Annotated in this window: 13 protein-coding genes; 7 read left to right on the top strand and 6 right to left on the bottom strand. The window is 65.5% G+C overall.

Going from position 1 to position 18,069, the window contains the following annotated elements:
* Positions 1 to 189: 189 nt before the first annotated feature.
* The 4 genes from gyrB to dnaA all read right to left on the bottom strand — a co-directional run bounded on the left by gyrB (position 190) and on the right by dnaA (position 6,559).
* On the bottom strand, positions 190 to 2,607 hold the full coding sequence (gyrB, locus tag MJ606_RS05885) for a DNA topoisomerase (ATP-hydrolyzing) subunit B (protein ID WP_243048455.1): 2,418 nt from the start codon (positions 2,605 to 2,607) through the stop codon (positions 190 to 192).
* Between the two features lie 76 nt (positions 2,608 to 2,683).
* The gene (recF, locus tag MJ606_RS05880; protein WP_243048454.1) at positions 2,684 to 3,763 is read right to left on the bottom strand and encodes a DNA replication/repair protein RecF; all 1,080 of its coding nucleotides are present in this window, start codon (positions 3,761 to 3,763) and stop codon (positions 2,684 to 2,686) included.
* 96 nt (positions 3,764 to 3,859) lie between these two features.
* Positions 3,860 to 4,960 carry a DNA polymerase III subunit beta gene (gene dnaN, locus MJ606_RS05875; RefSeq protein WP_243048453.1) on the bottom strand — a complete coding sequence of 367 codons (1,101 nt, stop codon included), beginning with the start codon at positions 4,958 to 4,960 and terminating at the stop codon, positions 3,860 to 3,862.
* Between the two features lie 246 nt (positions 4,961 to 5,206).
* Entirely contained in the window at positions 5,207 to 6,559 is a 1,353-nt protein-coding gene (dnaA, locus tag MJ606_RS05870; RefSeq protein WP_243048452.1) for a chromosomal replication initiator protein DnaA, read from the bottom strand.
* A 214-nt stretch (positions 6,560 to 6,773) separates the two neighbouring features.
* Here dnaA and rpmH point away from each other — a divergent pair, with 214 nt between their 5' ends.
* The 5 genes from rpmH (at position 6,774) to MJ606_RS05845 (ending at position 13,227) form a co-directional block, all read left to right on the top strand.
* A complete protein-coding gene (gene rpmH / locus MJ606_RS05865) occupies positions 6,774 to 6,911 on the top strand; it encodes a 50S ribosomal protein L34 (protein ID WP_038622724.1) in 138 nt (45 codons plus the stop codon).
* A 14-nt stretch (positions 6,912 to 6,925) separates the two neighbouring features.
* Entirely contained in the window at positions 6,926 to 7,324 is a 399-nt protein-coding gene (gene rnpA / locus MJ606_RS05860) for a ribonuclease P protein component (protein ID WP_243048451.1), read from the top strand.
* 61 nt (positions 7,325 to 7,385) lie between these two features.
* Entirely contained in the window at positions 7,386 to 9,089 is a 1,704-nt protein-coding gene (gene yidC, locus MJ606_RS05855; protein WP_243048450.1) for a membrane protein insertase YidC, read from the top strand.
* A 156-nt stretch (positions 9,090 to 9,245) separates the two neighbouring features.
* Positions 9,246 to 10,586 carry a tRNA uridine-5-carboxymethylaminomethyl(34) synthesis GTPase MnmE gene (gene mnmE, locus MJ606_RS05850; RefSeq protein WP_243048449.1) on the top strand — a complete coding sequence of 447 codons (1,341 nt, stop codon included), beginning with the start codon at positions 9,246 to 9,248 and terminating at the stop codon, positions 10,584 to 10,586.
* Between the two features lie 112 nt (positions 10,587 to 10,698).
* A complete protein-coding gene (locus tag MJ606_RS05845) occupies positions 10,699 to 13,227 on the top strand; it encodes a DNA translocase FtsK (RefSeq protein ID WP_279236626.1) in 2,529 nt (842 codons plus the stop codon).
* A gap of 29 nt (positions 13,228 to 13,256) precedes the next feature.
* Here the strand turns inward: MJ606_RS05845 and rbsK are convergent, their stop codons facing one another.
* Both rbsK and MJ606_RS05835 read right to left on the bottom strand, forming a co-directional pair.
* Positions 13,257 to 14,147, bottom strand: coding sequence for a ribokinase (gene rbsK / locus MJ606_RS05840; protein WP_243048448.1), 891 nt, complete (start codon positions 14,145 to 14,147; stop codon positions 13,257 to 13,259).
* A 105-nt stretch (positions 14,148 to 14,252) separates the two neighbouring features.
* Positions 14,253 to 14,678 carry a hypothetical protein gene (locus MJ606_RS05835; RefSeq protein WP_243048447.1) on the bottom strand — a complete coding sequence of 142 codons (426 nt, stop codon included), beginning with the start codon at positions 14,676 to 14,678 and terminating at the stop codon, positions 14,253 to 14,255.
* 138 nt (positions 14,679 to 14,816) lie between these two features.
* Between MJ606_RS05835 and MJ606_RS05830 the strand changes: the two genes are divergently transcribed.
* Both MJ606_RS05830 and MJ606_RS05825 read left to right on the top strand, forming a co-directional pair.
* Positions 14,817 to 15,515 (top strand): glutathione binding-like protein, encoded by a 699-nt coding sequence (locus tag MJ606_RS05830; RefSeq protein ID WP_243048446.1) that lies wholly within the window; start codon positions 14,817 to 14,819, stop codon positions 15,513 to 15,515.
* Between the two features lie 198 nt (positions 15,516 to 15,713).
* Entirely contained in the window at positions 15,714 to 17,984 is a 2,271-nt protein-coding gene (locus tag MJ606_RS05825; RefSeq protein ID WP_243048445.1) for a DPP IV N-terminal domain-containing protein, read from the top strand.
* Positions 17,985 to 18,069 lie beyond the last annotated feature (85 nt).

Below are 18,069 nucleotides of genomic sequence, written 5' to 3'. Positions count from 1 at the left end.
CATACGCCGGCGACTGGACGTGATTTTCAAGCATCAGCATCATGGCAGCCATGACTTTTTGCCCTGGAAATCGCGCGGTTATCGCCGCTGTCTTCATGTACTAATGTGCTAACAGGCTAGTACGACAGGGAAAACGAAAGCCGGCGTGACGGCCGTCACGCGACGACCGCCAACGCCGGCACGTAGCCTTTAAATGTCCAGATTAGCCACCTTCAGCGCGTTGGCTTCGATGAAATCGCGACGCGGCTCAACCGCCTCGCCCATCAACATGGAGAACATCTGGTCGGCCGCGAAGGCGTCTTCGATGCCCACCTGCAACATGCGACGGGTATCCGGGTTGACGGTGGTTTCCCACAGCTGCTCCGGATTCATTTCACCCAGGCCCTTGAAGCGCTGGATGGTGCGACCCTTCTTGCCCTCTTCCAGCAGCCAGTGGCGCGCTTCGGCAAAGCTCTGCACGCCGCGCGAGCCGTTGCCACGGCGAACCACGGCATCGGGCTGGATAAGCCCGGACAACTGCTGGCTGACGTGCAGGATCGGACGGAACTCGTTGCTGGTGAAGAACGGCTGCGGCAGCAGCCAGGTGTGGCTGAGTCCGTGCTGGTCGCGCACCACTTCGATGGCGGCCGGGTGTTCATCGTCCAGCGCCGGGCGCAACACCAGGCGGTAGCGCGGCTTGCCAAGGCCACTGGCGGCGAGGCGCAATTCCACGCCGGCCAGCCAACCCTGCATGGCCGTGGCGTCGGCCCACAGCGCCGGTTCGATCGGCGCGTGTTCCAGCAGCGCGGTGAGCACGCTGGCGTCGAAGCGATGGCCCAGGCGTTCGATCTGGTCCAGGGCGGCCTGATAGTCGCGCAACAGCTTTTCCAGCGCCTCGCCGGAGATACCGGGGGCGTGTGGCGAGTACTGCAGCTCGGCGCCGTCCACGGCGCTGGACACCAGGTAGCCGTTGAGGGCTGCATCGTCCTTCAGATACAGCTCCTGCTTGCCCTGCTTGATCTTGTACAGCGGCGGCAGGCCGATGTAGACGTGGCCGCGCTCGATCAGCTCGGGCATCTGGCGGTAGAAGAAGGTCAGCAGCAGGGTACGGATATGCGAGCCGTCCACGTCCGCGTCGGTCATGATGACGATGCGGTGGTAGCGCAGCTTGTCGGGGTTGTATTCCTCCTTGCCGATGCCGGTGCCGAGCGCGGTGATCAGCGTGCCGACTTCGGCGGAGGCGAGCATCTTGTCGAAACGGGCCTTCTCCACGTTGAGGATCTTGCCCTTCAACGGCAGCACGGCCTGGGTCTTGCGGTTGCGGCCCTGCTTGGCCGAACCGCCGGCGGAGTCACCCTCGACCAGGAACAGTTCGCACAGCGCCGGATCTTTCTCCTGGCAGTCGGCCAGCTTGCCCGGCAGGCCGGCGATATCCAGCGCGCCCTTGCGGCGGGTCATCTCGCGCGCCTTGCGGGCGGCTTCGCGGGCGCGGGCGGCGTCGACCACCTTGGAGGCGATCGCCTTGGCTTCGTTCGGATGCTCCAGCAGGAACTCGCCGAGCTTCTCGTTGACGGCCTGCTCCACCGCGGTCTTCACCTCGGAGGAAACCAGCTTGTCCTTGGTCTGCGAGGAGAACTTCGGGTCGGGGACCTTCACCGACAGCACGGCGATCAGGCCTTCGCGCATGTCGTCGCCCGACAGCGCCACCTTGGCGTTCTTGGCCAGGCCTTCCTTCTCGATGTAGCCCTGCAAGGAGCGCGTCAGCGCCGCGCGGAAACCGGTGAGATGGGTGCCACCGTCGCGCTGCGGGATGTTGTTGGTGAAGCAGAACATCGTCTCCTGGTAGGAGTCGGTCCACTGCATCGCCAGTTCCACCGAGATGCCGTCCTGCTGGGCGCTGAGGCTGATCACGTTCGGGTGCAGCGCGGTCTTGAGCTGCGCCAGGTGCTGCACGAACGACTTGATGCCGCCCTCATAGGCAAAACGGTCGCTGCGGCCTTCCCCACGCTCATCCTTCAGGTCGATGGTGACGCCCGAGTTGAGGAACGCCAGCTCGCGCAGGCGCTTGGCCAGGATGTCGTAATGGAATTCGACGTTGGTGAACGTGCCGGTGCTGGGCAGGAAGCGCACGGTGGTGCCACGCTTGCTGGAATCGGCCACGGGCTTGATCGGGTACAGCGGCTCGCCATGGGCGTATTCCTGCTGGTACTCCTTGCCCTCGCGGAAAATGGTCAGCCACAGGTGCGAGCTGAGCGCATTGACCACGGACACGCCCACGCCATGCAGGCCGCCGGAAACCTTGTAGGAATTGGCGTCGAACTTGCCACCGGCATGCAGCACGGTCATCACCACTTCCGCAGTGGAGCGCCCTTCTTCCGGATGGGTGTCCACCGGGATGCCACGGCCGTTATCGCTGACGCTGACCGAGCCATCCTCGAGGATGGTGACGGTGACATGGTCGCAATAGCCGGCCAGGGCTTCATCGATGGAGTTGTCGACGACTTCGAACACCATGTGGTGCAGGCCGGTGCCATCATCGGTATCACCGATGTACATGCCAGGGCGCTTGCGCACCGCTTCCAGACCTTTCAGGACCTTGATGTTGCTCGAATCGTAGGATGCGTTCATTCGTCGACCGTTTCCTGGGCGCCTTTTCCCGCCCGGACGGCGCCATAAAGGCCGGGCTGGGGACACAATCGGTGGATTATAGCAGGGGGCTGAGACAACCCTGTTCCACGTGGAACACATGGGCTGGACCGCCCTGGAGAGCCTCAGGAACCTCGGTGCCAGTGACCAGTACCTGGGCACCCACCGCCTGCAATTGCCCTACCAGGGCCGCCTGATGAGCCTTGTCCAGTTCCGAGGCCAGATCATCCAGGCAGACCACGGGCCACTCGCCCCGTCGTTGTGCGTAAAGCGACGCCTGCGCCAAGACGCAGGCCAATGCGGTGAGCTTCTCCTGCCCGCGCGACAGATGCTCTCGCAGCGGTGCGTGTTCAAACACGATGGACCAGTCGGCGCGATGCGGACCCAGGCTGGTGTGCCCGCGAGCCAGATCCCTACCCCGCTGCGTCGCCAGCAGGTCGAGCAGCTCGACATCCTCGGACCAACCTCGACGGTAACGCAACTCCACCGAGCCGAGCTCGGGCAGCAACGCCTGGATGCTTTCATCCAAATGGGGGCGAAGTGCTTCCAGATAAAGCTCACGCTGGCGATCGATGATCACCGCAGAGCCGGCCAGCTCAGCCTCCCAGGGCAAAAACTGGGCATCGGGTATGGCCAAATTGGACCGCAGCAATGAATTCCGTTGCTTCAGGGCGCGCTGATAGCGTCTCCAGGCCAACATGAAGTCATGTTCCACGTGGAACACGCCCCAATCGAGGTAACGGCGACGCTCTTCCGCGCCACCGGCAATCAGCGCGTGCGAACCCGGCTCGAAGCACACCACCGCGCACTCCCCTACCAGCTCGCTCAGGGTAACGGCCTCGCCATCCATGCGGGCCTCCCAACGCCCGCCTTGCCGCCCCAGTCCGACCCGGCGACCTCGCCCATCGGCATGGCGCAGCTCGGCAAACACGGCTAGCGTGGTTTCCCCCCGCTTCAACAGCGCATCCTTCGCGCCACTGCGAAACGAGCGCGCATGGGACAGCAGAAAGGCCGCTTCCAGCAGACTGGTCTTGCCCGCCCCGTTGGGTCCGGCAAACACCGTCATGCCGGGGCTCAACGGCACGGTGACATCATCCAGACAGCGCAAGCCTCGGATGCGCAGGCTTTCCAGCCACATGTCAGCGCGTTCCCCATGCAAGAACGCCGGAGCGTCTTGCGACAGCTCCGGCGTTGCCTAGGGTCTTGCCCCGCTTACGCAAACGATGGACCGACATCAGAGCCGCAGCGGCATGATCACGTGGCGAGCCTGATCGTTGTCGTCTTCCTGCACCAGGCAGCTGGACTGGGCGTCGCGCAGGTTCAGGCGGGCACGCTCGCCGCGCAACGCGGCCAAAGCGTCCAGCAGGTAGCCCACGTTGAAGCCCACCGCCAGATCCGACACCACGGTATCGGCTTCCAGCTCTTCCACGGCCTCTTCCTGCTCGGGATTGTGCGCCACGATGCGCAGCTTGCCCGGCGACAGCTCCAGCTTCACGCCGCGGTACTTCTCGTTGGAAAGAATGGCTGCACGCTGCAGGGCGCCTCGCAACACTTCGCGATCCAGCGTGGCGTGCTTGTCCGCGCCCAGCGGAATCACCGCCTCGTAGTCCGGGAACCGGCCGTCGATCAGCTTGGAGGTGAACACCACGTCGCCGCGGCGCACGCGCAGGTGGTTGCGCCCGAATTCCAGCTCCACTTCCCCATCGCCGGTTTCGAACAAGCCGACCAGCTCGTTCACGCCCTTGCGCGGAATGATGATCTGGCGACGCGCCGTCACCTTGCTGTCGAGCTTGGTTTCCTTGAGCGCCAGACGGTGGCCGTCAGTGGCGACGCAGCGAAGCGTGTGTTCCTGAAGATCCAGCAGCATGCCGTTCAAGTAGTAACGCACGTCCTGATTGGCCATGGCGAAGGCGGTGCGCTCCATCAGGTCGCGCAACACCTCTTCCGGCAGCGCTACCCGCTCAACCAGCTCTATTTCATCGATGGTCGGGAATTCGGTGGCCGGCAAGGTAGCCAGCGTGAACCGGCTGCGTCCCGCATTGAGGGCGACGCGATCGCCGTTGAGCTTCAGTTCGATGTGGGCGCCATCCGGCAAGGCACGCACGATGTCGAAAAGCTTGCGGGCAGGGATGGTGATTTCACCGTCGACCAGCTTGTCAGCGGCCGTGGTGGCGATCATCTCCACTTCCAGGTCGGTGCCGGTCAGCGACACTTTGCCGTCGGCGACCTTGACCAGCAGGTTGGCGAGGACCGGCAGCGTCTGGCGACGTTCGACGACGCCTACGACTTGCTGCAACGGTTTGAGCAGCGCTTCTCGTTGGATGCTGAATTGCATATTTTCGCTTCCCCTAAACCTGCTTTTCTGTTTTTAAAAGAAGTTCTGTAGTGGTGGTAGGTGGCGTGGATAACTTTTAAAACCGAAAAAAACCATGAAAATCATCGTTTTAGGTGATTTTCGCACTGTGTTCTAAAGGGCCGGATGACTGTGGGTCGATTGTGGATAACTTCGCCACCCGAATCGTCCACCTATTATCCACAGGTTGCCACACTACTTTTCAAGCGCTTAGTGCACAGGCGCCGATTAACCGGTAAGGATGCGGATCAACTGTTCCCAGTCCTGCCGCATGCGGGTGTCCGTCTCGCACAACTTCTTGATCGTGCGGCAGGCGTGCAGCACCGTGGTGTGGTCGCGACCGCCGAACGCCTCGCCGATTTCCGGCAGGCTGTGCTCGGTGAGCTCCTTGGACAGCGCCATGGCGATCTGGCGCGGACGGGCCAGCGAGCGCACGCGGCGCTTGGACAGCAGATCCTGCAGGCGCACCTGGTAGTAGTCGGCCACGATCTTCTGGATGTTGGGCACCGTCACCGCCTGGGCGTGCGTGGCCAGCAGGTCGCGCAGTGTTTCCTCGGCGAAGTCGATGGTGATGGGCTTGCCGTAGAAATTGGCCCGCGCCGCCAGCGTATTGAGCGCCCCTTCCAGGTCGCGCACGTTGGAGCGGATGCGCTTGGCCAGCAGCATCGCCACGTTCTCGCTCACCGCCACGCCCTTGTCGTGCGCCTTGGCCAGCAGGATCGCCGCACGCGTCTCGAAATCCGGCGGCTCGATCGCCACCGACAGGCCCCAGCCCAGGCGCGACTTCAGGCGCGGCTCGAGCTTGTCCACTTCCTTCGGGTAGCGGTCGCAGGTGAGGATGATCTGCTGCTTGGACTCGAACAGCGCGTTGAAGGTGTGGAAAAACTCTTCCTGGGTGGTGTCCTTGCCAGCGAAGAACTGGATGTCGTCGATCAGCAGCGCATCCACCGAGCGGAAGCGGCGCTTGAACTCGTCCATGCTCTTGGTGCGCAGCGCCTCGATCATCGAGCCGACGAACTGCTCCGAGCGCAGGTACAGCACCTTGAAGTCCGGATTGCGCTCGCGCATCAGGTTGCCGGTGGCGTGCATCAGATGGGTCTTGCCCAGGCCGGTGCCGCCGTACAGCAGCAGCGGGTTGTAGGCGCGGCCCGGGTTCATCGCCACCTGCATGGCGGCGGCCTTGCCCAGCTGGTTGGACTTGCCCTCGACGAAGGTTTCGAAGGTGTAGTGCGGGTCCAGGTTGTGGTTGAAGCTGGGCGCCGGCGGTTCGGCCACGGCGGGCGCGGCCTTCGCCGGCGCTGCCACGGGCGGTGCCGCCTTGCCGCTGGCATTGGCGCGGGGCGAGCTGGAGCCCACTTCCAGCCGCACGGTCAGCTCGTGACCGGTGAGCTGGCTGATCACCGTTTCGATGCGGGCCAGGTAGCGCTCGCGCACCGTATCGAGGGTGTACGGATTGGGGGCGAACAGCTGCAGGCCATGGGTGTCATCGCGCGCCTGCAGCGGCATCAGCCACGTATGCAGGTCTTCGGCGTTCAATTCGCCCTCGAGACGCTCGAGACAGCGCCGCCACAGTTCACTCATGGGATCGTTTTCAACCACTGGAAGGAGCGCTTGCGCGCGGGGTGGACCGGCAAGTCTAGCAGCACGAACCCTCCCAGTCGGCATGGATATCCACACGGATATCCACAGGAAACCAACAGCCCCTTGTCAAGCCAAAAACGACCCGATTTGACAGGGGCCAACCATACTCCGCATAATCTCCAACCTTTTTATCACTTTAACTTCGGACGAAGCCATGTCGAAGCGAACCTTCCAGCCCAGCAAGCTCAAGCGCGCCCGTACCCACGGCTTCCGCGCCCGCATGGCGACGGCCGACGGCCGCAAGGTCCTGAACGCACGTCGCGCCAAGGGCCGCAAGCGCCTGATCCCGTAAGCGGCACGCCTGTCATGCGTGCCGCCGGCCTGCCGCGCGAGGCGCGGCTTCGCCGCGCCGGTGATTTCGCTGCTCTGCGCCATGCCAGCGGCCGCTTCGGCGGCCGCTGTTTTTCTGTGCGTTATCGGGTCAACTCCCTGGGACATCCGCGCCTGGGCCTAGCCATCTCCAAGCGCGTCTCCAAGCGTGCGGTGGACCGCAACCGCATCAAGCGCCTCGTGCGCGAATCTTTCCGGCGCGCCCGTCTTGAGCTTCCGCCCATCGACCTCATGGTGATGGCGCGCGAGCAGGCTGTGGGCCTGCCCGGCCCCGAACTGCTGGCCGAACTTCAGCTGCTGTGGAAGAAGTTGCGCTCCGCGAGGCTCGACACCGCATTGAAGCCGGGCGACACGGCCGGCACAATCGTGCGTTGACCTTTTATTCCCTTCGCCCACCGCGGCCCCCTGTCGCGGCATCCATCGGATCTGCTTCGCGATGAATCAAACGCGTACCTTCCTCATCTTCGCCCTGCTGGCCGTGGCCTACATGCTGTTCATGGCCTGGGAGAAGGATTACGCCCCGCAGCCTGCCGCCGCGGTCGCCAGCTCGTCGACGTCCGCCACCCCGGCCAGCGCCGACGGCAGCGTGCCGGGCGCCACCACCGCCGCGGCTCCCGCTGCCGTGCCCGGCACGGCGCAGGAAGCATCGGCGCAGCTGATCACCCTCACCACCGACCTGCTGCGCCTCACCATCGATACGCGCGGCGGCAGCGTGGTGCGTTCGGAACTGCTCAGCTATCCCTCGGTGCCGCGCACCAAGAAGGATCCCGATCCGGCGCCGGTGCGCCTGCTCGACGACGACCGCGCGCAGTACTTCGTGGCGCAGAGCGGCCTGGTGAGCAACCAGGGTGAGGCGCCCGACCACCGCGCCGTGTTCCAGGCCGCGCAGACCAGCTACGCGCTGGCCCAGGGCCAGGACGAACTGAAGGTCGACCTCACCTGGCAGGATGCGGCCGGCCTCAAGGTCACCAAGACCTACACGCTCAAGCGCGGCAGCTATGTCGTGGCGCTGGACCAGAAGATCGACAACGGCACCCCCACCGCCTGGCAGGGCAACGCCTACGAACAACTGCAGCGCGTGGCGCCGGCCCAGCAACACACCTGGTGGCAGAACTTCAGCGACCCCTCCTCGCACAGCTTCTACGGTGCCGCGTGGTACAGCCCGGAAGACAAGCTCTCCACCCTGCCGTTCGCCGATTTCGCCAAGAAGCCGTTGAACCAGACGATCACCGGTGGCTGGGCGTCGATGCTGCAGCACTATTTCTTCGTGGCCTGGATTCCGGCCGCGCAGGATGCCAACGCCTATACCACCAGCGTGATCAACCCGGATACGGCCCAGCCGATCTACCTGGTTCGCGCGGTCGGTCCGTCGCTCAACGTGGCGCCGGGCCAGAGCCTCACCACCGCCTCGCGCCTGTATATCGGCCCGAAGCTTCAGGGCACGCTGGATGCGGTGGCGCCGGGCCTGGACCTGACCACCAACTACGGCTGGCTCACCGTGGTATCGCAGCCGCTGCACTGGCTGCTGTCCAAGCTGCATGGCCTCACCGGCAACTGGGGCGTGGCGATCATCCTGCTGGTGCTGGGCCTGAAGGCGGCGCTGTGGAAGCTGACCGCCGCCCAGTTCCGCTCCGGCGCCAAGATGCGCAAGCTGCAGCCGCGCGTGAACGCCCTGAAGGAGCGTTACGGCGACGACAAGGTCAAGATGCAGCAGGCCATGATGGAGCTGTACAAGAAGGAGAAGGTCAACCCGATGTCGGGCTGCCTGCCCGCGCTGGTGACCATGCCGGTGTTCTTCGGCCTGTACCGCGTGCTGATGGAGAGCGTGGAGCTGCGTCACTCGCCGTTCTTCGGCTGGATCCATGACCTGTCGGCGCCCGATCCGTTCTTCGTGTTGCCGGTGCTGTACGTGCTGGTGATGCTGGCCACCCAGTGGCTGTCGCCGTCGGCGGCGGGCATGGACCCGGCGCAGCAGAAGATGATGAAGGTGATGCCGGTGCTGTTCGGCGTGATGTTCTTCTTCTTCCCGGCCGGCCTGGTGCTGTACTGGGTCGTCAACGGCGCCACCAGCCTGGCGCAGCAGTGGCTGATCACGCGCAGCGTCGAGCGCGCGGAAGAGAAGGCCAAGGCGGCCGCCTGAGTCGTTCGGGCACCTAGAGAAAAAGGCCGCTGATGCGGCCTTTTTCTTTTCCGGAAACCATGACGCCTCCGATCGTCGTCCCCGCTTTCGCGAGGACGACGGAGAGAAAGCATTGAAGTTCTCCAGCCCGCTCTCACAACCGCCATAATCCACGCCATGACCTCGATCGACACCATCGCCGCCATTGCCAGCGCACCCGGCGCCGCCGGTGTCGGTGTGTTGCGCGTTTCCGGTCCGGCCGTTCCCGCCATCGCCGGCGAACTGCTGGGACGCGATCCGCAGCCGCGCCACGCGCACTTCACCGCATTCCGCGAGCGCGATGGCGAACTGATCGATCGCGGCCTGCTGCTGTACTTCCCCGCCCCTGCCTCCTACACCGGCGAGCATGTGCTGGAACTGCAGGGCCACGGCAGCCCGGTGTTGCTCGATACGCTGCTGCGCCGCGTCTGCGCCATGGGTGCACGGCTGGCGCGACCGGGCGAGTTCACCGAGCGCGCCTTCCTCAATGGCAAGCTCGACCTGGCCCAGGCCGAGGCGGTGGCCGATCTGATTGCCGCGCGTTCGCAGGCCGGCGCCCGCGCCGCGCTGCGCTCGATGGAAGGCGTGTTCTCGCGCAAGGTGGACGCCTTGCAGCAGGCGTTGATCGCGCTGCGCGTGCACATCGAAGCGGCCATCGATTTTCCCGAAGAGGAAATCGACTTTCTCGCCGACCCGGCCATCATGCGGCAGCTCGATGCCTTGCGGGCGCAGCTGGCCGAACTGCTGCGCGAAGCGCAGCGAGGCGTTCGCCTCAACGACGGCCTGCGGGTGGCGATCATTGGACGTCCAAACGCGGGCAAGTCGAGCCTGCTCAATGCACTGGCCGGCAGCGACCGCGCCATCGTCACCGACATTGCCGGCACCACCCGCGATGTGTTGCGCGAACAGCTCAGCCTCGATGGCATCGCGCTGGAACTGGCCGATACCGCCGGCCTGCGCGAGACCGATGATCCGGTGGAACGCGAAGGCGTGCGCCGCGCCCAGGGTGAACTGGCGCGGGCCGATGTCGCCCTGCTGGTGACCGACGCGCAGCATGCGCAACACGATCTCGCCCTGCTCGCTGATCTTCCGCCCAGCGTCGAGCGCCTGGTGCTGATCAACAAGATCGATCTGGAACAGGCCGGCGCACGCTACGAAACACGCGACGATGCGATCTGGGTGTGGGCCTCGGCGAAAACCGGCGTCGGCCTGGATGCCCTGCGCGACCATCTCAAGCAACTGGCGGGCGCCGGCAGCGGCGAAGGCGCGTTCAGCGCGCGCCGTCGACATGTGCTGGCGCTGGAGCAGGTGGCCGTGCATCTGCACAACGCCCACGCCACGCTGGTCACCACCCGCGCCGGCGAACTCGCCGCCGAAGAACTGCGCCAGGCCCAGCATGCCCTGGGCGAAATCACCGGCAGCTACACCAGCGACGATCTGTTGGGCGCGATCTTCAGTTCGTTCTGCATCGGCAAGTAGCCATGTGCCGTTGTCTGCAATAACAGACCGTTACAACCCCCTTTGCTGACGGCCATGACGCGATGGCGCTAACATGCTGAGCTTGCTCGCGTCTTATTGAACAAACCCAGGCATGCTCACTTTCTTCTTCGGCGGCTTCGGGCTGTCCATCCTCTGGCTGATTCCCTTGATCTGGCGTGTCGTGCGGCCTGTATTCGCGGGGCGGCGGCCGGCGTTTGGTGGTGAAGGCACGATCCGCTGCTGGTTGGGCGGTTTGCTGGTCCTGATGGCCAGCGCCACGCTGGAAGGATTGATCGTCGGCCACTACACCGATGACCCGAACGCGGGTGGCTCCGTTTGCCGCGCGCTGGCCAGCGGGTTCAGCAGTGTGCTGGGTGCATCGTTGACCAGCCTGCTGATGCTGACTTTGCTGGCGGTCACGCTGCCCTGGTATCTCGGTGTCCCCAGGCGTGCCGCGTTCAAGCGCCTTGTGAGCGGCGTGGATCTGCTCGCCGCGTTGTTGAGCCGGGGGCTGGAACTGTCGCTGGCACGCTTTGGTGGCCAACGCGGACGCGGTGCGGTGCGTCGTGCTGATCGCACCTCGCCGGCGCGTCGCAGTCGCGCTTCGACGGACGTCCGCCGTACCGCGGCGGTGACTGCGCCAGTGCCCTCGCCGGTTGAACGTGCGGCGCCTGCGTCACCTGCCATGCCGGCATACGCACCACGTCCCCGCGCGAGCGCGGCCAAAGAGAAGGTCATACGCGAACCCTGGTTGCTGCCCAAGAGTGCGCGCGCTGCCGCATCGGCGCCGACCGTACCGCTCGAGCGTCTGGGTCGACCGGCGTCGGTGGTCGCTCCCGCCGCGGTTCCACCGGTGTCCGCGATCGAGCCGGCGCCGCTGATCGTGGCGCCGCCGCAGCTCGCTGCCAACGCCGCCATCGACGACTTTGTCGCCGCGCCAGTCATCACGCCCATTGCGCCCGAGCCGCTGCCGGCGCACGCGGACGTTGCCCGGGCAGCGGAAGCCACCGACGCGCCGATCGCCGAGCCAGAGCTGGAGCCCATCTCCAACCTGGTCGGCGCGGTACCTGTTGCGTCAGGCCGATACCTCGCCGCCAATGACGATCAGCCCGCCGCCACCATCGCGCCGTCGCCTGTCACCGTGACGACGCGCACGCGTTCCGCCGCGCAGCTGCCACCCCTTTCGCTGCTGGCACCGCCGCGGCCCGACTTCAGCTCGGTCGATGAAGCGCAGTTGGCGGATACCAGCGAATTGATCGAGCAGCGCCTGCGCGAGTTCAAGGTGCCGGTCACCGTGGTGGGCGCGTCGGCGGGTCCGGTGATCACGCGCTTTGAGGTGGAGCCCGCGGTCGGTGTGCGCGGCAACCAGATCGTGGCGCTGATGAAGGATCTGGCGCGTGGACTCGGACGGACGTCCATACGCGTGGTCGAGACCATTCCGGGCAAGACCTGCATGGGCCTGGAACTGCCGAACGAACAGCGGCAGATGATCGCGTTGTCGGAGATCCTCGATTCGCCGGCATACCGCGGCTCCGATTCGCTGCTGACGCTGGCGATGGGCAAGGGCATCACCGGCGAGCCGGTGGTGGCCGACCTGGCCAAGGCGCCGCACATGCTGGTGGCCGGCACCACCGGTTCGGGCAAGTCGGTGGCGGTCAACGCGATGATCCTGTCGATGCTGTACAAGGCCACGCCCGACGACGTGCGCATGATCATGATCGACCCGAAGATGCTGGAACTCTCGGTATACGAGGGCATTCCGCATCTGCTGGCGCCGGTGGTCACCGACATGAAGCTGGCCGCCAACGCGCTGGCGTGGTGTGTGGCGGAGATGGAGAACCGCTACCGGGTGATGTCGGACCTGCGTGTGCGCAACCTCGCCGGCTTCAACCAGAAGGTGCGCGAGGCACGGGCGTCTGGACGTCCGTTGCTCAATCCCTTCCCCGCGCATCCGGAAGTGCCCGAGACACTCGATACCTTGCCGATGATCGTGGTGGTGATCGACGAGCTGGCCGACCTGATGATGGTGGCCGGCAAGAAGATCGAGGAACTGATCGCACGCCTCGCGCAGAAGGCGCGCGCGGCCGGCATCCATCTGATCCTGGCCACCCAGCGTCCGTCGGTGGACGTGATCACCGGCCTGATCAAGGCGAACATTCCCACCCGCGTGGCGTTCCAGGTGTCGAGCAAGATCGACTCGCGCACCATCCTCGACCAGATGGGCGCCGAAAGCCTGCTGGGCCAGGGCGACATGTTGTTCCTGCCGCCCGGTACCGGTTATCCGCAGCGCATCCATGGCGCCTTTGTCGCGGATGAGGAAGTGCATCGCGTGGTGGCGCACCTGAAGCTTTACGGCGAGCCGGACTACAAGGATGAGATCCTGGCCGGTCCGCCCAGCGAGGGTTCCGGCGAACTATTCGCCGAAGACGGCGGCGATGCCGAACTCGACCCGCTCTACGACGAGGCCGCGGCGTTCGTGCTGCGCTCGCGTCGCGCCTCCATCTCGTTCGTGCAGCGCCAGTTCCGCATCGGCTACAACCGCGCCGCACGGCTGGTGGAAGCGATGGAAGCGGCGGGGCTGGTGTCGTCGATGGGCATCAACGGACAGCGCGAGGTGATTGCGCCGGGTCCGGTGGATTGAGTCGCGGGTTCGCGCACTTCGTGCGCGATTCATGCGTGCGCCAGCCACGCCTCCAGTTCGGCAAGGCGCGGCATGCCGCCTTGTGCGCCCAGGCGCGTCACTGACAGCGCGGCGGCGGCGCAGGCCTTTCGCACCGCCACGGGCAAGCCCTGCTGCAGGAACACCGCCAGCGCGGCGTTGAAGGTGTCGCCGGCGCCGGTGGTATCCACCACGTCGACCTTGAAGCCCGGCTGGTGTGCGGGCTCACCGCCATCGCGGTACCAGGCGCCATCGCCACCACGGGTGAGCACGACCGGTGCTGGCGCACGCTGCATCAGGGAACGGAAATCCTCGTCGGCATCGGCGCCCAGCAGTATCGCCAGCTCGTGCTGGTTGGGCGTGAGATAGCGTGCAAGCTTCAGCCATTCGATCGGCAGCGGCTGCGCCGGCGCAGGATTGAGGATCACCGGTTTGCCCAGGCGATGGCCCAGGCGCAGCGTGGCCTCGATCGCGTCCAGCGGAATTTCCATCTGCACCAGGACGGCATCCGCGCTGGCCAGGGTGGACTGGGCGCGTTCGATCTGCGCGGGCGTCACGCGCGCATTGGCGGCAGGCACCACGATGATGTGGTTTTCGCCTTCGGCCACGGTGATGGACGCGGTGCCGCTGCCGCAGTCGGCGATGCGCGCCACGTGTTCCAGTGATACGCCCTCGCGGGCCAGCCCTTCGTGCAGTTGCGTGCCGAAGGCATCGTCGCCGAGTGCGCCCACGAGCGCGACCTCGGCGCCCAGGCGCGCGGCGGCTACCGCCTGGTTGGCGCCCTTGCCGCCGTGCACGGTAAGGAAGCGTTCGCCGAGAATGGTTTCACCCGGTGCGGCGAAGCGGGGCGCCAGCGTCACCAGGTCCATATTGATGCTGCCGACAACGACGACGCGGGTCATGACTGCTCCATCACTGCGAATGCGACAAACGCAGCAGCATACGTGATGGGGTTCGGGAGCGTCATCCCGACGCGGGCCGGGATGACGGATCAGGCGTGCGGGTGCTCAGCCGCCGCTGCTGCCCGAGGAAGAAGGCGCACCCTGGCCACGATGTTCCTGTGCGTGCTCCATGGCTTTCTCGCGCAACGCCTTCCACTGGTCGCGTTGGGCATCGGTGAGCAGCGCGTCGACCTGCTTGGTGCTGTCCTGCACGATCGTCATGACCTTGGCACGCCGGTCGGACGGGCTGAGGCTGGTGTCCGCGCGCAGCGCCTGGATCTGCTGGTCGCGGTTTTGCAGGATAGGTCCGATCTTGGCCTGCTGGTCGGCGGTGAGCTGCAGTTGTTTGGTGAGGTGGGCCATCTGTTGCTGCGGGTTGGCCGCATGCTGGCCCTGGTGCGCGGGGCCGGTGCTGTCCTGCGGCTGGGCCAGGGCGGTGCCTGCCAGGGCAAGGCCAAGCGCCAGCGCGGCGAAACGGGAAAGACGGTTCATGGGTGTGCTCCAGTGGGGTACTCGCTCCCGAACGCGGGCCGGGGAAGCCAGGTTGACGGAGCCCGGCCACCGTGGCCGCTTGAAAGCCCGTCGGCTGCCCCGACCATCCATTGGATCGCCCGCCCCGAGGAAGCCCCCATGATCGAGCTGCATTACTGGCCCACGCCCAACGGCCACAAGATCACCCTGTTGCTGGAAGAGTCCGGCCTGCCCTACACCATCAAGCCGGTGAACATCGGCAAGGGCGAACAGTTCCAGCCGGCGTTCCTGGCCATTTCGCCCAACAACCGCATGCCGGCCATGGTCGATACCGCGCCGGCCGATGGCGGCGAGCCCATCAGCGTGTTCGAGTCGGGTGCGATCCTGCAGTACCTGGCCGAAAAGAGCGGGCGCTTTCTCCCCACCGATACGCGCGGTCGCTACACGGTGCTGGAGTGGTTGTACTGGCAGGTGGGCGGACTCGGGCCGATGCTGGGCCAGAACCACCACTTCAGCCGCTATGCGCCGGAAAAGATTCCCTACGCCATCGACCGCTACGTGAACGAGACGCGCCGCCTCTACGGCGTGTTGAACAAGCGCCTGGAAGGGCACGCCTTCATCGCCGGCAAGGACTACACCATCGCCGACATGGCGGCTTATCCGTGGATCGTGCCGTACGAAAACCAGGGCATGGTGCTGGAGGATTTCCCGCACCTGAAGGCCTGGTTCGAAGCCATCCGCGCGCGTCCCGCCACCCAGCGCGCCTATGCGCTGGGCGAGGAAATCAAGGGTCGCTTTGATCTCACTGCGGATGAAGAGGCACGCAAGGTGCTGTTCGGGCAGGGTGCGAAGGGGTAAGCCGCTCGTCATCCCCGCTTTCGCGGGGATGACGATCAAGGGGGAGGTCGGCTGCGTCGAGGAAGGTTGCCCTCGCACGCGACTTTCGCAGGCACGTTGTTTCGCAACGTCCCTGCAAAAATCGCTGGTTTCCTCGGGCTTCACGCGTTCTAATCGCCGCTTGTTCTTGCGTACGACGCGTCGCCCAAGGAAGTACCCATGCGCGCCCTCCTTTTTGCCGCCCTGACGATGGTGGCCCTGCCGACCATGGCCGAAAAACTCACGATTGAACGCATTTTCGACGGCGGCAGCCTGGCTGGGCCCGCCCCGCGCGGCCTGCAGATCTCGCCCGATGGCAGCCGCGTCACCTTCCTGCGCGCGCGACCGGACGACCAGTTCCAGCTCGATCTGTGGGAATACCAGCTCAAGGACAACAGCACGCGCCTGCTGGTGGATTCGAAGAAGCTCGAACCCAATGGCGAGCAGTTGTCCGACGCCGAGAAGGCGCGCCGCGAGCGCGAACGCACCGCCGGCCTGCATGGCATCGTCAGCTACCAATGGTCGCCTGATGGCAGGCAGCTGCTGTTTCCCATCGGCGGCAAGCTGTACGTCTATGCGCTGGCCACGCCCGACGCGGCGCCCAGGCTGCTGGACACCGGCGACAACGTGATCGATCCGCGCATCTCGCCCAAGGGCCGCTACGTGTCCTTCCTGCGCGACCAGAACCTGTGGGTGATCGACCTCGGCAGCGGCGAAGCGAAGCAACTCACCCACGATGGCGGCGGCACCGTGCACAACGGCGAGGCCGAGTTCGTGGCGCAGGAAGAGATGGATCGCAGCAGTGGCTACTGGTGGGCGCCGGACGATTCGGCCATCGCCTTCGAGCGCTTCGACGAGGCCAAGGTGCCGGTGACCAAGCGCACCGAGCTGTATGCGGACCACACCGAAGTGATCGACCAGCGCTACCCGGCGGCGGGCACGCCCAATGTCGCGGTGAAGCTGGGCCTGGTCTCGCCGGCCGGCGGCCCAACACGCTGGATCGACTTAGGGAAAGACCCCGACATCTACCTCACCCGCGTCAACTGGCTGCCCGACGCCAGGCACCTCGCCTACCAGCGCATGCCGCGCAGCCAGCAACAGCTGGACCTGCGCCTGGTCGATGCGAAGACGCTGGCGCAGCGCACCCTGCTCAGCGAGAGCAGCGACAGCTGGATCAACCTCAACAACGACCTCACCTTCCTCAAGGACGGCAAGGCCTTCCTGTGGGGCAGCGAGCGCAGCGGTTATCACCACCTGTACCTGTACGGCCTCGACGGCAAGCTCCGGCATGCCGTGAGCGCGGGCGAGTGGCAGATCGACGGCGTGCTCGCGGTGAACGAGCACGACGGCACCGTATACGTGAGCTCCAACAAGGACGCCGTGCCCGAGCGCCAGGTGTATGCGCTCAAGCTCGATGGCAGCACGGCGACTGCGCCGGTGCGCATCAGCCAGGGAGCCGGCACGCATATGGCGGAATTCGCGCCCAACGCGGCGTTCTACCTCGACAACTTCTCCAGCGTGGACACGCCGCCCCAGGTGAGCGTGCACAAGCCCGACGGCGCCCTGGCCAGTTGGATCGAGCCCAACAAGCTCGACGAGAAACACCCGTTCTGGCCGTACCGCGACAGCCTGATCAAGCCGGAATTCGGCACGCTGCAGGCTGCCGACGGACAGACCCTGTACTACCGCCTGTACAAACCCGCCGGCTTCGACCCGTCGAAGAAGTACCCGGTGTTCGACATGTACTACGGCGGCCCCAGCGCGCAGCTGGTCACCAATGCCTGGGGCGATTACTTCAACCAGTACATGGCCAACCAGGGCTTCGTGGTGTTCACCCTGGACAACCGCGGCATGGCGCGGCGCGGACGCAAGTTCGAGAACGCGATCTACCAGCAGCTGGGCGCGGTCGAAGTGGACGACCAGCTGGTGGGCATCCACTGGCTCAAGTCGCAGCCATGGGTCGATGGCCGGCGCATCGGCGTGTTCGGCTGGAGCTACGGCGGCTACATGACCACCATGATGCTGTCCAAGGCCTCCGACGAACTGGCCGGCGGCGTGGCGGTGGCGCCGGTGACCAACTGGCGCCTGTACGACACCTTCTACACCGAGCGCTACCTGGGCCGCCCGCAGGACAACGACGCCGGCTACACGCGCAGTTCACCACTGGCCTGGCTCGACGGGCTCACCGCCAAGCTGTACCTGGTGCATGGCATGGCCGACGACAACGTGCTGTTCCTCAACTCCACCGAGCTGATGGCGGAGCTGCAGAAGCGCGGCACCCAGTTCCAGTTCATGGCTTACCCGGGCGCCAAGCACGGCCTCAACCTGCCGGGCCAGCGCACCCACGTGTATCACCTGATCGAGAATTTCTTTCAGCAGCAGATAAAGGGCACGCCGTTGCCGGTCAATGCGGCCAAGGCGCCCGTGCCTGCTCCGGCGACGACGCGCTGAGGGCAATTCACCCGTCGTTCCCGCTTTCGCGGGGATGACGGGCCATAAAGCAAAAAGGCCGCCCCGGGGAGCGGCCTTCCATGCG

Origin of the sequence: Dyella sp. RRB7 (assembly GCF_022761115.1) — a bacterium.
Taxonomy (GTDB): Bacteria; Pseudomonadota; Gammaproteobacteria; order Xanthomonadales; family Rhodanobacteraceae; genus Dyella.
Note: the sequence above shows the minus strand (reverse complement) of the source record. Positions and strands in the feature narration are given on the sequence as shown.